The organism is Tepidimonas ignava (genome assembly GCF_004342625.1).
GTDB classification, from domain to species: Bacteria; Pseudomonadota; Gammaproteobacteria; order Burkholderiales; family Burkholderiaceae_C; genus Tepidimonas; species Tepidimonas ignava.
This window is the reverse complement of the sequence record NZ_SMAH01000018.1, coordinates 1-11,946: the sequence shown is the minus strand read 5'-3', so window position 1 is coordinate 11,946 and position 11,946 is coordinate 1. Positions and strand designations below refer to the sequence as shown.

12 protein-coding genes and 1 pseudogene are annotated in these 11,946 nt (G+C 68.5%); 8 read left to right on the top strand and 5 right to left on the bottom strand.

From position 1 onward, the window contains the following. Positions 1–169 precede the first annotated feature (169 nt). The 7 genes from EDC36_RS11930 to EDC36_RS11900 all read left to right on the top strand — a co-directional run bounded on the left by EDC36_RS11930 (position 170) and on the right by EDC36_RS11900 (position 7,028). On the top strand, positions 170–475 hold the full coding sequence (locus tag EDC36_RS11930; protein ID WP_243646584.1) for a hypothetical protein: 306 nt from the start codon (positions 170–172) through the stop codon (positions 473–475). Positions 476–485: 10 nt separating this feature from the next. Then, entirely contained in the window at positions 486–779 is a 294-nt protein-coding gene (locus EDC36_RS11925; protein ID WP_165902867.1) for a DciA family protein, read from the top strand. Positions 780–962: 183 nt separating this feature from the next. Beyond that, the gene (gene secA / locus EDC36_RS11920) at positions 963–3,719 is read left to right on the top strand and encodes a preprotein translocase subunit SecA (RefSeq protein ID WP_132963489.1); all 2,757 of its coding nucleotides are present in this window, start codon (positions 963–965) and stop codon (positions 3,717–3,719) included. A gap of 23 nt (positions 3,720–3,742) precedes the next feature. Continuing rightward, a complete protein-coding gene (gene argJ, locus EDC36_RS11915; RefSeq protein ID WP_132963488.1) occupies positions 3,743–4,978 on the top strand; it encodes a bifunctional glutamate N-acetyltransferase/amino-acid acetyltransferase ArgJ in 1,236 nt (411 codons plus the stop codon). Positions 4,979–4,986: 8 nt separating this feature from the next. After that, positions 4,987–5,868 carry an ATP-binding protein gene (locus tag EDC36_RS11910; RefSeq protein WP_132963487.1) on the top strand — a complete coding sequence of 294 codons (882 nt, stop codon included), beginning with the start codon at positions 4,987–4,989 and terminating at the stop codon, positions 5,866–5,868. After that, on the top strand, positions 5,865–6,344 hold the full coding sequence (locus EDC36_RS11905) for an NUDIX domain-containing protein (protein WP_132963486.1): 480 nt from the start codon (positions 5,865–5,867) through the stop codon (positions 6,342–6,344). The genes EDC36_RS11910 and EDC36_RS11905 overlap by 4 nt, the downstream gene beginning before the upstream one ends. 99 nt (positions 6,345–6,443) lie before the next feature. Beyond that, positions 6,444–7,028 (top strand): CBS domain-containing protein, encoded by a 585-nt coding sequence (locus EDC36_RS11900; protein ID WP_207895079.1) that lies wholly within the window; start codon positions 6,444–6,446, stop codon positions 7,026–7,028. 26 nt (positions 7,029–7,054) lie between these two features. Here the strand turns inward: EDC36_RS11900 and EDC36_RS11895 are convergent, their stop codons facing one another. From EDC36_RS11895 to EDC36_RS11875, 5 genes are all read right to left on the bottom strand, one after another. Further along, positions 7,055–7,264, bottom strand: a complete 210-nt coding sequence (locus tag EDC36_RS11895; protein WP_132963485.1) for a DNA gyrase inhibitor YacG — start codon at positions 7,262–7,264, stop codon at positions 7,055–7,057. 10 nt (positions 7,265–7,274) lie between these two features. Continuing rightward, positions 7,275–8,033 carry a cell division protein ZapD gene (zapD, locus tag EDC36_RS11890; RefSeq protein ID WP_132963484.1) on the bottom strand — a complete coding sequence of 253 codons (759 nt, stop codon included), beginning with the start codon at positions 8,031–8,033 and terminating at the stop codon, positions 7,275–7,277. Positions 8,034–8,037: 4 nt separating this feature from the next. Continuing rightward, positions 8,038–8,649: a dephospho-CoA kinase gene (coaE, locus tag EDC36_RS11885; protein ID WP_132963483.1), complete on the bottom strand. Its 612-nt coding sequence runs from the start codon at positions 8,647–8,649 to the stop codon at positions 8,038–8,040. Next, positions 8,646–9,488 (bottom strand): prepilin peptidase, encoded by an 843-nt coding sequence (locus tag EDC36_RS11880; protein ID WP_132963482.1) that lies wholly within the window; start codon positions 9,486–9,488, stop codon positions 8,646–8,648. The genes coaE and EDC36_RS11880 overlap by 4 nt, the downstream gene beginning before the upstream one ends. 368 nt (positions 9,489–9,856) lie before the next feature. After that, complete coding sequence (locus tag EDC36_RS11875; RefSeq protein ID WP_132963481.1) at positions 9,857–11,095, bottom strand: IS256 family transposase; 1,239 nt, start codon at positions 11,093–11,095, stop codon at positions 9,857–9,859. A 99-nt stretch (positions 11,096–11,194) separates the two neighbouring features. Here EDC36_RS11875 and EDC36_RS11870 point away from each other — a divergent pair. Beyond that, a pseudogene (locus EDC36_RS11870) lies at positions 11,195–11,946 on the top strand (heme utilization protein); the annotation flags it as partial.

Sequence of the window (11,946 nt, the reverse complement as noted above, 5' to 3'; positions counted from 1 at the left end):
CTCTCCTTGACTGTGGGAGCGTGGTCATCATATTAGCACTCTCTTGGATCGAGTGCTAACGGTGAAGTTCCGTGCCTGCAACCACCGCGTGGGAGTTCGTTCCCCACGCTTCCCCTATGATTGACGTAGACTGCGTGTTGGTAAGTTGGTAAGCGTAGGTGGCCAAGCGATGACGAACCAGTTGATGAGGACACGGGCCAAGAGGCACGTCCGGGTGTGGGCGGCCTGTTCGTTGGGTTGGCTGTTGGTGGCGTCCGGGGCCGTCCATGCCGCCGGTACGTCTGCCTGCGAGGCTGCAGCGCAGGGCAAAAAGCTCGCTGGGGCGGCGCGCACTTCGTTCGTGACCAAGTGCGAGCGCGATGCGCAAGCTGCTTGTGAAGCCCAGGCAGCCGACAAAAAGCTCGCGGGCGCCGCACGCACCAGCTTCGTCAAGAAATGCGTGCGCGAGACCCCCGTGCCCACCCCGGGCCAGTGACGTTGTCGCGATGCTGACACTGCAACAAGCGGTGCGCGCCAACGCCACGCTGGCCGACGTGGCCGAGCGGGCCTGGGCCTCGCGGCGGCTGCTGCAACGGGTGGCGGTGCACCTGCCACCGGGGTTGCGCGACCTGGTGCAGGCGGGTCCTTTGGAGGAGGGGACGTGGTGCGTGCTGGCGGCCAACCCGTCGGTGGCGGCCAAAGTTCGGCAACTGGTGCCGGTGCTGCTGGCGGCCGCGCGCAACGCTGGCGCGCCGGTGCAGGAGCTGCGTGTGCGCGTGGCGGGGCGCAGCCGCGTCTGAAGCCCGGTTCGGCGAGGCCACTACAATGACCGCTTTGGGCTGGCCAGCGGCGTGCCGGGTGCGCGCCACAATGCCAGACCCAGCCATCGCGGCGCTGCCCCACGGGGGTGGCGGCGCCAACGTTATGAACAGTCAGGGCCGCGCGCAGCACTGCTCGGGCAGGGTCGCCGCGGCGGGGTTTGTATGGCCATCCCGTTGTTGACCAAAATTTTCGGCAGCCGCAACGACCGGCTGCTCAAGGGCTACCGCCGCATCGTCGAGCGCATCAACGCGCTGGAAAGCGGCCTGCAGTCGCTCAGCGACGAGCAGCTGCAGGCCAAGACGGCCGAGTTCAAGCAGCGCCTGGCCAACGGGCAGACGCTCGACGAGCTGCTGCCCGAAGCGTTTGCCGTCGTGCGCGAGGCCAGCCGGCGTGTCATGAAGATGCGCCACTTCGACGTGCAGCTGATGGGCGGCATCGCGCTGCACCAGGGCAAGATCGCCGAGATGCGCACCGGCGAAGGCAAAACGCTGACCGCCACGCTGCCGGTGTACCTCAACGCCCTGACCGGCAAGGGCGTGCACGTCGTCACCGTCAACGACTACCTGGCCGGGCGCGACGCCGAGTGGATGGGGCGGCTGTACAACTGGTTGGGCCTGAGCGTCGGCGTCAACCTGCCGCTGATGAGCCGCGAGCAAAAGCAAGCCGCCTACGCCGCCGACATCACCTACGGCACCAACAACGAGTACGGTTTCGACTACCTGCGCGACAACATGGTCTACGAGGCGCGCGACCGCGTGCAGCGTGGGCTGCACTACGCCATCGTCGACGAGGTGGACTCGATCCTGATCGACGAAGCGCGCACGCCGCTGATCATCAGTGGCCAGGCCGAGGACCACACCGAGCTGTACATCAAGATCAACCGGCTGGTGCCGCAGCTCAAGCGCCAAATCGGCGAGGCCGACCCGCGCACGGGCGAAGGCGTTGTCGAGCCGGGCGACTTCACGTTGGACGAAAAGTCGCACCAGATCCACCTGACCGAGCAGGGGCACGAGCGCGCCGAGGAGCTGCTGGCCCGCGCCGGGCTGCTGCCCGAGGGCGCGTCGTTGTACGACCCGGCCAACATCACCTTGCTGCACCACCTGGTCACGGCGCTCAAAGCGCACCACCTGTACCACCGCGACCAGCACTACGTGGTGCAAAACGGCGAAGTGGTCATCGTCGACGAGTTCACCGGCCGCCTGATGGTCGGGCGGCGCTGGAGTGACGGCCTGCACCAGGCGGTCGAGGCCAAGGAAGGCGTGGCCATCCAGCCGGAAAACCAAACGTTGGCGTCGATCACGTTCCAGAACTACTTCCGCCTGTACGAAAAGCTGGCGGGCATGACCGGCACCGCCGACACCGAGGCGTACGAGTTCCAGCAAATCTACGGGCTGGAGACGGTGGTCATCCCGCCCAACAAGCCCAGCCAGCGGCGCGACGAGCAAGACCGCGTCTACAAAACCCTGGCGGAGAAATACCGCGCGGTGGTCGAGGACATCCGCGCCTGCCACGAGCGCGGCCAGCCGGTGCTGGTGGGCACGTCGTCGATCGAAAACTCCGAGGTGCTGTCGCAACTGCTGCAGCGCGAGGGCCTGCCGCACGAGGTGCTCAACGCCAAGCAGCACGCGCGCGAGGCCGAGATCATCGCCCAGGCGGGCCGTCCAGGCGCCATCACCATCGCCACCAACATGGCGGGCCGCGGCACCGACATCGTGCTCGGCGGCAACCTCGAGAAAATGATCGCCGCCATCGAGGCCGACGCCAGCCTGGACGAGGCCACCAAGCGCCAGCGCGTCGAGCAAGCGCGCGCGCAGTGGCAGGCTGACCACGACAAGGTCAAGGCGCTGGGGGGCTTGCGCATCATCGGCACCGAGCGGCACGAGAGCCGGCGCATCGACAACCAGCTGCGCGGCCGCGCCGGCCGCCAGGGCGACCCGGGCTCCAGCCGCTTTTACCTCAGCCTGGACGATCCGCTGATGCGCATCTTCGCTGGCGAGCGCGTCAAGGCCATCATGGAGCGGCTCAAGATCCCCGAGGGCGAGGCGATCGAAGCCGGCATGGTCACCCGCGCCATCGAGAGCGCGCAGCGCAAGGTCGAAGCGCGCAACTTCGACATCCGCAAGCAGTTGCTCGAGTACGACGACGTCGCCAACGACCAGCGCAAGGTGATTTACCAGCAGCGCAACGACATCATCGACGCCGACGACCTGACGGCGCAAATCACCGCGCTGCGCGAGGGTTGCTTGACCGACCTCGTGCGCCAGTACGTGCCCGCCGGCAGCGTCGAGGAGCAGTGGGACCTGCCCGGCTTGCAAAAGGCGCTGGCCGAGCAGTACGGCCTGCAACTGGACCTGACCGCGCAGGTGGAGCAGGCCAGCGAGATGGACGACGAGGAGATCGTGCGTCGCGTGGTGCAGGCCGGGCACGACGCCTACGAGGCCAAGGTGGCCCTGGCGGGCCGCGCCGCGTTCACGCCGTTTGAACGTGTGGTGCTGCTGCAAACGCTGGACCAGCACTGGCGCGACCACCTGGCCGCGCTGGACTACCTGCGCCAGGGCATCCACCTGCGCGGCTACGCGCAAAAGCAACCCAAGCAGGAGTACAAGCGCGAAGCGTTCCAGCTTTTTGGTCAGATGCTCGACGCGGTGCGCGACGAAGTCACGCGCATCCTGATGAACGTGCGCGTGCAAACGCCCGATGAGGTCAGCGGCGCGGCGCAGCGCATCGAGCAAAGCGCCACGCACCTGACCAACGTGACCTACACCGCCCCCACCGAAACCGGCGAAGCGCAGACCGTGGCCGACCAAGGCCTGCTGGGTCAACCGCCAGCGCCGGCTGTGGCGCGCGTGGGGCGCAACGACCCCTGTCCGTGTGGCAGTGGCAAAAAATACAAGCACTGCCACGGCAAATTGACTTGAACCCCCTGCTGGAGCCCCGAGCGATGGCCGTCAACCTGAGTGCCCCCAACCCCGCGGACCTGCTGTGCGTGCCTGGTTTGCGTCTCGGCGTGGCCGAAGCGGGTATCCGCAAGGCCCAGCGCAAAGACCTGACCGTGATGCTGCTCGATGACGGCGCCACGGTGGGCGGGGTGTTCACGCGCAACCGCTACTGCGCCGCGCCGGTGCAGGTGTGCCGCGAGCACCTGGCGGCGGGCCACGCCATCCGGGCGCTGGTGATCAACACCGGTTGCGCCAACGCCGGCACGGGCGAGCAAGGTCTCATCGACGCACGCACCGTGTGCATCGCGCTGGCGCAAAAGCTGGGCGTGTCGCCGCAGCAGGTGCTGCCGTTTTCCACCGGCGTCATCATGGAGCCGCTGCCGGTGCAGCGCATCGTCGATGGGCTGCCGGCGGCGCTGGCCGACGCCGCAGACGACGGCGCGCACTGGGCGCGCGCGGCCGAGGGCATCATGACCACCGACACCGTGCCCAAGGCCACCAGCCGCCGCGTGGTCATCGACGGGGTGCCGGTCAGCGTCACGGGCATCGCCAAAGGCGCGGGCATGATCCGGCCCAACATGGCCACGATGCTGGGGTTCGTGGCCACCGACGCGCCGGTGGCGGCGGCGCTGATGCCGGAGCTGGCCCGGCGGGTGGCCGACGCCTCGTTCAACCGCATCACGGTCGACGGCGACACGTCCACCAACGACTCGTTCATCGTCATCGCCACCGGCCGTGCGTCGCTGCCCCCCATCACCGCGCTGGACAGCCCCGCAGGGCAGGCGTTGCTGGCCGCGCTTATCGACGTGGCGCGCTGGCTGGCGCACGCCATCGTGCGCGACGGCGAGGGGGCGACCAAGTTCATCACCGTGCGCGTCGAAGGCGGGCGCGACGCCGATGAGTGCCTCAAAGCCGCTTACGCGATCGCGCACTCGCCGTTGGTCAAAACCGCGTTCTACGCCAGCGACCCCAACCTCGGGCGCATCCTGGCCGCCGTGGGCTACGCCGGCATCGACGACCTGGACCAACGCGGCATCGAGCTGTACCTGGACGACGTGCACGTCGTCACGCGCGGCGGGCGCCACCCTGCGTACCGCGAAGAAGATGGCCAGCGCGTCATGAAGCAAAGCGAAATCACCGTGCGGGTGTTGCTGGGGCGCGGGCAGGCCGCCGAAACGGTGTGGACCTGCGACCTCAGCCACGACTACGTCAGCATCAACGCCGACTACCGCAGCTGAGGCCCTCGATGAACGAGCACTTCGAGCGTGTGTTGCAGCGTGTGGAAAGCCTGGTGACGCGGCTGGAGGCCGTGTTGCCGCAGCCGTTGACCGCGCCCGATTGGGCCGCGGCGGTGGCGTTTCGCTACCGCAAGCGCGGCGCGCACGGGGTGCTGGAGCCCGTGCGGCACGTGGCCACGATCCGGCTGGACGACCTGCGCGAGATCGACGACCAAAAGGAGCGCGTGCGCGCCAACACCGAGCGCTTTGTGCGTGGCTTGCCGGCCAACAACGTGCTGCTGACCGGCGCGCGCGGCACCGGCAAAAGCTCCCTGATCCGCGCTTGCCTCAACGCTTACGCGCCCGCAGGGCTGCGCCTGATCGAGGTCGACAAGGCCGATTTGGTGGACCTGCCGGACATCGCCGAGCTGGTGGCGGGCCGCCCGGAGCGCTTCATCGTGTACTGCGACGACCTGAGCTTCGAAGCGGGCGAGTCGGGCTACAAGGCGCTCAAGTCGATGCTGGACGGCTCGGTGGCGGCGGCCAGCCCCAACGTGCTCATTTACGCCACCAGCAACCGCCGTCATCTGCTGCCGGAGACGATGCGTGACAACCTCGACGCCACCTACGACGAGGACGGCGAATTGCACCCGGCCGAGGCGGTGGAGGAAAAAATCTCGCTGTCCGAGCGCTTCGGGCTGTGGGTGAGCTTTTACCCCTTCAGTCAGGACGAGTACCTGCGCGTCGTGCGCCAGTGGCTGCAGGCGTACGGCGTGCCCGAGGCGCAGTGGGACGACGCCCGTCGCGCCGCGCTGGTGTGGGCCTTGGAGCGCGGCTCGCGCAGCGGCCGTGTGGCGCACCAGTTCGCGCGCGATTGGGCCGGCCGCGTCGGTGTGGGGGCCGTGGCATGACCGCGCCCGCGGCGTGGGCCGACGGCGGCGTGCTGGTGGTGGACGCGGCCGAGCCCCGCAAGGCCGGGCCGCGCCCGGTGACGGATGTGGCCGTGGGCGTGCTCACCGACCCCGAGGGGCGTGTGCTGCTGACCACGCGGCCGCCGGGCAAGGCCTACGCCGGGTACTGGGAGTTCCCCGGTGGCAAGGTCGAGCCGGGCGAAAGCGTCGAGCAAGCGTTGCGCCGCGAGCTGCAGGAAGAAATCGGCGTCACCATCGGCCCGGTGCGGCCCTGGCGCACGCTGACGGTGGACTACCCCCACGCGCTGGTGCGGTTGCACGTCGGTCGTGTCCACACCTGGCACGGCGAGCTGCAGATGCACGAAGGCCAAACCTACGCCTGGCAGCGCCTGCCGGTGGCGGTGGCGCCGGTGCTGCCGGGTACGGTGCCGCTGCTGCGCTGGCTCGAAGACGAGCCGCTGGCCGCAACGCCGTAACGGGTTCGGGTGCGCCCCCTTGCGGCGCGGGTCGAGTGGCGCTAGGCTTGACGCTGAATACCCCCGGCGGTGGTGACGGGGGTTGGACTGGAGTCGTTCATGGCACGCCTGACACCGTTTCGCTTCCCTCCCGGCACCTGCATCGTCCAAGCGCAGCCGCCGCAGCGCCCTTCGGTGACGCTGCACTCGCCCGGCATCACGGTGATGACCGACCTGACCGAGGTGCGCGCGGCGACCACCCATCCCGACGAAACGCTGGAGGCGGCGCGGCAGGCCATGATCCACCAAGGGGTGCGCCTGCTGTTCGTGGTGCGCGCCATGCCGTGCGTGGAGGGGCTGATCACCGCCGCCGATCTGGAGGGCGAGCGCCCCTTGATGGCGGCCCAGCGCCGTGGCGTCGCCTACGGCGAACTGGTGGTGTCCGACGTGATGACGCCGCTGGAAGCGTTCGACGCCGTCGACTACGACGACCTCAAGCGCTGCAGCGTGGCCGACGTGATCGCCACGCTCAAAAGCGTCGGGCGGCGCCACCTGCTGGTGGCCGAAAAGGCGGGCGCCGACCACGGCCCGTGGATCCGGGGTGTCATCTCGCACACGCAAATCGAGCGCCAGCTCGGCCAGCCCATCGACGTGCTGGACCTAGCCAGCACGTTTTCGGAAATCCGCGCGTCGTTGGCCGCCTGAGGGGCGCGCAGGCCCCGCCGCGCGGCTTAGTGCGGCGGGGTGTCGTCGGGCGGTGCCGGGGGTGTGGGGTCCGGCACGCGGTACGCCTCGCTGGCCCATGCACCCAGGTCGAGCTGCTTGCAGCGCGCGCTGCAAAACGGCCGCCACGGGTTGTCCGGGGCGTAGCGGGCCGGCTGACCGCAGGCCGGGCACGGCACGGTACGGGCGGGCCACGTCGGGGGCGGGGTGTCCGTCATGGCCGCGGGCTCAGTGGCACAGGTGGATTTCGAACTCAGCCTCGGCGTCGGCCGCGTGCTCCAGCCGACCGTCGCCGTTGCGCCGCAACAAGCGCACCGCCACCAGCAGGCGGTTGCCGCTGATTTCGGGGATCAGTTGCAGCGCTGGATCCAGCCACACGCGCAGCAACTGGAACGTTCGGCTCTGGGGCAGGTTTTGCTGGAACTGCCCCTGCGTGGCGTACACCTTTTGCGCGATGGCCGACTCCCGCAGCAGTTGCAGCAGCAGGTGCACCGGCTCGGCCAGGCATGCCACCTCCTGCGCCCAGCGCGCCAAGTCGGCCTGTCGCTCGGCCGGCGGCCGGTGCTGCCAGTCGTGGTAGGCCGGCACATCAAAGCCGCAGGTGCCCCCCGGGATGGCCATGCGGTTGCGCACCGTTTGCAGCCACTCCACGCCGGCCAGCGCGTGGCCGGGGCGGCCCTCGTCGTCGCGCAGCACCGCGTAGCAGCGGTCGATGCGGGCGATCAGTTGCTCCAGCGCAGCCTCCGAGATGGCGGGGTTGCCCCGGTAGCCCTCGAACACGTGCTTGTGGCGCTCCAGGTCTTTGAGGATTTCGCTCTTGAGGTCGGCGCGCGCGCCCACTTCGAGGATCTCGAACAACGTCTGCAGCGCGTGGTGGTGGTCCAGCGGGTGTTCGCGCGGCACCAACTGGCCCAACCGTTGCAGCAGGTGCTCCAGCCGCAGGTAGGTGCGGGTGCGCTCGTTGAGGGGGTATTCGTAAAGGATCACACGGTCATGATAGCGGCATTCGGCGCGCTGCCCACGCGCGTGCCACGCGCTCGCGCAGCGTGGCCAGGTCGGTGCCGGCGTCGTTGTCGATCACGACGTCGGCGGCGGCCAGCCGCGTGGCCCGGTCCGCCTGGGCCGCCAGCACGGCCTGCACCTGCTCACGCGGCCAGCCGTTGCGTGCCATCACGCGCTCGATTTGGGTCTCGGGGGCGCAGTCCACCACCCACACGCGGTCGCAGCGCTGGCGCCACGCGGCCGATTCCACCAGCAACGGCAGGTCCAGCACCACCGTGTCGGCGGTCGACGCGGCCACGCGGCGGTCGATCTCGGCGCGCACCAGCGGGTGCACAATGGCCTCCAGCCGCGCCCGCGCCCCAGCATCCCCAAAGACCAAGGCCCGCATGCGCGCACGGTCCAGCGCGCCTTGGTCGTCGATGACCTCGGGGCCAAAAGCCTGGCGGATGGGTTCGATGGCCGAACCCCCGGGGGCCGTGACCGCACGGGCGATGGCGTCGGCGTCGATGACCTCGGCGCCCAACGCCGCCAGCATCGCCGCCACGGTGCTTTTGCCGCTGCCGATGCCGCCGGTCAGCCCGATGCGCAGCGGCCTACTCATGCCGGCAGCCCCAGCCACGTCAGCAGCGTCTTGGGGCCTGCGGCCCACACCAGTAGCCCGCCCAAGGCCAAAAACGGACCAAACGGCACGTAGCGTCCTTCGCGCAGGCCGCCCGTGGCCTTGAGCACAAGGCCCACGACGGCGCCCACCAGCGACGCGACCAACACCAGCGGGATCAGCGCCTGCCAACCAAGCCACGCCCCCAGCCCCGCCAGCAACTTGAAATCACCGTAGCCCATGCCCTCCTTGCCGGTGAGCAGCTTGAACGCCCAGTACACGCTCCACAGGCTCAGGTAACCGGCGACCGCACCCCACAGCGCATCGGCCAGCGGCACCCCGGTCCAGCCCAGCGCCGCCCCGATCAGCCCCGCCCACGTCAGCGGCAGCGTGATGTCGTCCGGCAGCAGCGTTGTGTCCCAATCGATGGCGGCCAGCGCCAGCAACGCCGCCCCCCAAACGGCCCAGGCCAGCGCAGGGTAGCTGACCCCGTAGCGCCACGCCGCCGCCCCAAACAGCGCCCCGCAGGCCAGCTCCACCACGGGGTAGCGCCACGCGATGCGCGTCCCGCACGCCGCGCAGCGCCCGCGCTGCAGCGCAAAACTGACGAGCGGAATGTTGCGCCACCACGGGATCGACGCCCGGCACGCCGGGCAGTGCGATCGCGGCACCAGCAGGTTGTAGGGGGGCTGCGCGGGCGGCTCCTCGCCGCGCAGCGCGGCGCATTCGACCTCCCAGCGCCGCTGCAGCATGGTGGGCAGGCGGTGGATGACGACGTTGAGGAAGCTGCCCACCAGCAGGCCAAGCAGCACGGCAGCGGACCATTCGAGGGTGCTGAGCATGGGCGCCAGTGTACTTGCACGGCAGGCGTTCGCCTGCGCGAAGCGGTGGATGTGGTGGCCCTAGGGTCACCGAGCCCTGGCTGCTGCCCTCGCGGGTCCCCTGTCCAGCGAACACGCCCCCAAAGCGACACTGAACGCATGCACAGCAAAACGATACCGAGGTAGCCTTTAAAAGCAACGTGTGTCGTGTCGGCTCGTGCAGGTTGCACCCTCAAGTTTTCCTGGCTTTGGCCGATACCGCATGTGAGTGCGCCACAACGGGATGTCGCAGGGGCAGGGGCTCTTGGTTTTCTGCGAACGGTGCGGCGCGAGCGGGGATGTCCTGTTTTTTGTGTGTGGGGCGGTTTCTGAATCTGTCCTCGTGTCGTTCAGCGTGGTGCGAGGGTGAAGCGGTCGCCGTATAGTATCGCGAACTGGTTCATCGCCGATTTCCACTCCTTGCTCGCCCGCTTCCAGTCCGCGGTGATGTTGCGCAAGGCCAGCCAGATCAGCTTGGTGGCCGCCTCGTCGCTTGGGAAGTGCCCGCGGCTCTTGATGATCTTGCGTAACCGCGAATGCACGCTCTCGATGGCGTTGGTGGTGTAGATGATCCGCCGCACTTCGGGCGGGAACGCGAAGAACGGGATCACCCGGCTCCACGCCCGCCGCCAGGCCGCGACCACGGTCGGGAAGCGCTGGCCCCACGGCCCTGCCTCGAACGCGTCCAGCGCGCGCTCGGCGGCTTCCGCGCTCGGTGCGGTGTAGATCGGCTTGATCGCCGCGGCCAGCGCCTTACGGTCCTTCCAGCTCGCATAGTCGAGGCTGTTGCGGATCAGGTGCACGATGCAGGTCTGCAGGGTCGTGGCCGGAAACACCGCCTCCAGTGCCTCCGGCAGGCCCTTCAGGCCGTCGGCCACGCCGATCAGCAGGTCCGTGACCCCGCGGGTCTTGAGATCGTTGAACACCTTCATCCAGAACTTCGCGCCTTCGGTGTTCTCGATCCAAAGCCCCAGAATGTCGCGGGTCCCGTCCGGCAGCACGCCCAAGGCCAGATACACCGCCTTGTTGCGCACCACGCCGTCCTCGCGGATCTTCACCCGCAGGGCATCGAAGAACACCACCGGGTACATCGGCTCCAGCGGCCGGGCCTGCCAGGCCCCCACCTCGGCCATCACCGCGTCGGTGACGGCGCTGATGAACTCCGCTGACACCTCGATGGCGTACATCTCGGCCAGATGGCCCTGAATCTCGCGCACCGACATGCCGCGGGCATACATCGAGATGATCCGGTCGTCAAAGCCGGCAAACCGGCGCTCATGCTTCGGGATCAGCTGCGGTTCGAAGCTGCCGGCCCGGTCGCGGGGCACCTCGATCCGCAGCGGCCCGCCGTCGGTCAGCACGGTCTTGCCGCTGCGGCCGTTGCGATGGTTCCCGCAGCCGCCCTCGGGGCTGGCCAAGTGCACGCCCAGCTCAGCCCCCAAGGCGCGCTCGATCACGGCCTTCTTCAGCTTCTGGAACACGGCCTCGACGCCGGCGGCGTCCATCGGTCCGGGGATCAGCTTCTCAAGCAGCTCGTCGGGAAGAATGGCGTCCGGCTTCGCGGCGGGGGTGGTCTTCTTGCGTGGCATGGGGGCTCCTGAACATCGTCATGGTAGGCCCCTCACACAAAAATCCTGACACCCTCGCGCGAGCGCAAGTCAGCTCAACCTTACAGAGAGGTGTGTGCCATGTCGATCATTTCCAGCCTGACCCCTACCCAAATCGCTGCGCTGACCACCACACAAATCCAAAATCTAGGGACCGCTGACGTTGCGGCACTCAGCAAAACCCAGATCGCGGCGCTTACGTCGGAGCAGATCGCAGCGATCGAGACACAGGATTTTGTTGTCCTGAGCAGCGCCCAAATCTCGGCATTCAATACCAAGGCGTTTGCAGACGCCATGGGGCCCTACGATATGAAGACGTTGACCAGCAATCAGGTGGCTGGTCTGACGGCGGCCCAGATCAACGCCTTGGGAACTGAGATCGTCGAGTGGGACACGGAGGACGTGGCGCAGCTCTCAGCCCAGCAAATCAAGGCGCTGAGCACCGACTCGATCGTTGCGTTGACCTCGGATCAAGTCAAGGCGTTGGGTACGGCGCAGGTGGCGGCGCTCACCGCGGCGCAGGTGGCGGCAATCGACGCGGCTGATTTGGCTGAGATGAGCACGGCGCAGGTGGCGGCGCTCACCGCGGCGCAGATCAAGGCGTTGACCACGGCACAGTTGCAGGCGCTGACGTCGGATCAAGTGCAGGCGCTCAAGGCGACGCAGCTCGTGGCGCTGACGACGACGCAGCTGCAAGGTGCGGGCACGGACTTTACGAAGAATCTGACGTCGGACCAGGTCAAGGCGCTGACGGCGGCGCAGGTGGCGGCGCTGGGCACGGATCAGGTTGCGAGCCTGGACACGGAGGATGTGGCGGCGCTCACCGCGGCGCA

Excerpts from the sequence above, each read along its gene's own strand:
- EDC36_RS11880 (WP_132963482.1), bottom strand. The coding sequence starts at position 9,488 with ATGCTCAGCACCCTCGAATGGTCCGCTGCCGTGCTGCTTGGCCTGCTG.
- EDC36_RS11875 (WP_132963481.1), bottom strand. The coding sequence starts at position 11,095 with ATGCCACGCAAGAAGACCACCCCCGCCGCGAAGCCGGACGCCATTCTT.
- EDC36_RS11925 (WP_165902867.1), top strand. The coding sequence starts at position 486 with ATGCTGACACTGCAACAAGCGGTGCGCGCCAACGCCACGCTGGCCGAC.
- EDC36_RS11930 (WP_243646584.1), top strand. The coding sequence starts at position 170 with ATGACGAACCAGTTGATGAGGACACGGGCCAAGAGGCACGTCCGGGTG.
- EDC36_RS11905 (WP_132963486.1), top strand. The coding sequence starts at position 5,865 with ATGACCGCGCCCGCGGCGTGGGCCGACGGCGGCGTGCTGGTGGTGGAC.
- argJ (WP_132963488.1), top strand. The coding sequence starts at position 3,743 with ATGGCCGTCAACCTGAGTGCCCCCAACCCCGCGGACCTGCTGTGCGTG.
- secA (WP_132963489.1), top strand. The coding sequence starts at position 963 with ATGGCCATCCCGTTGTTGACCAAAATTTTCGGCAGCCGCAACGACCGG.
- EDC36_RS11900 (WP_207895079.1), top strand. The coding sequence starts at position 6,444 with ATGGCACGCCTGACACCGTTTCGCTTCCCTCCCGGCACCTGCATCGTC.
- EDC36_RS11895 (WP_132963485.1), bottom strand. The coding sequence starts at position 7,264 with ATGACGGACACCCCGCCCCCGACGTGGCCCGCCCGTACCGTGCCGTGC.
- coaE (WP_132963483.1), bottom strand. The coding sequence starts at position 8,649 with ATGAGTAGGCCGCTGCGCATCGGGCTGACCGGCGGCATCGGCAGCGGC.
- EDC36_RS11910 (WP_132963487.1), top strand. The coding sequence starts at position 4,987 with ATGAACGAGCACTTCGAGCGTGTGTTGCAGCGTGTGGAAAGCCTGGTG.